Consider the following 749-nt stretch of genomic DNA (forward strand, 5'->3'; position numbering starts at 1 on the left):
ACATCACCGTCCGTGAGCCTCCACAGAATGTGGACCAGAGCCTCAGTAGCAGGAACGGTTGTCGGTGGATTCTGAGAACGACCGCGGGCTGGCAGCCCCGAAAATGTCGGTGAGAAGAAGGAACCGGCAAGCGCCCGGTCATCTCCGGGTTCGCGAGAGGCCGACCTGTCGGTGAACTGAAACGCCCGGCCCGGCCCGGCGCTGCGCTCGAGCCGCGCGCTCACACAGGCCGCCTGTCCGACCGCGCGCCCGTGCAGAACAGGCGGTCGGCACCGGGCGCAGTCGCGCCGTCGAGCGGACTGGCGCTTGCTGTGTGCCATCAATGTCATGGTTCTGGCGTATTTGAGTACCCCAGTCCAGGTCTGATGAGGCCATCGAAGCAAGGCCAGGAGTGTCCCTCGACGGGACGAAGCCCTTCGTGCGTCGGTCAGGGCGTGGTGACCCCGAAGGTCTGGGTATTGGTGTTGATGGCACCGGGGCTGTTGAGGTTGGTGTTGATGTTGTTGTAGATCGGGATCAGACCGCTGAGGTTGATGCCCAGGAGCGAGGTGCCTGCACCAGGGGTCTGATTCGGGGGCCCCGGGCGGCGTGTAGGTGAGGACGACACGTCCGTTTCCGGTGTTCGCGCCGCTGGTGAAGGAACTGCCCGCCGGTCCTGCGCTCGATCCGCCACTGCCGCCTCCACCGCCGCCACCCGCGGCGATCGCAGGGCCTACGCCGCCGGTTCCGCCGGTGCCCAGTGTGCCGGG

General features: G+C 66.8%; 1 protein-coding gene. It reads right to left on the reverse strand.

Translation table 11 applies throughout. From position 1 onward, the window contains the following. Positions 1-427 precede the first annotated feature (427 nt). The gene (locus tag VR44_RS32110) at positions 428-607 is read right to left on the reverse strand and encodes a hypothetical protein (RefSeq protein WP_045951150.1); all 180 of its coding nucleotides are present in this window, start codon (positions 605-607) and stop codon (positions 428-430) included. Positions 608-749 lie beyond the last annotated feature (142 nt).

Origin of the sequence: Streptomyces katrae, assembly GCF_000966975.1 — a bacterium.
In the GTDB taxonomy this organism is placed as follows: Bacteria; Actinomycetota; Actinomycetes; order Streptomycetales; family Streptomycetaceae; genus Streptomyces; species Streptomyces katrae.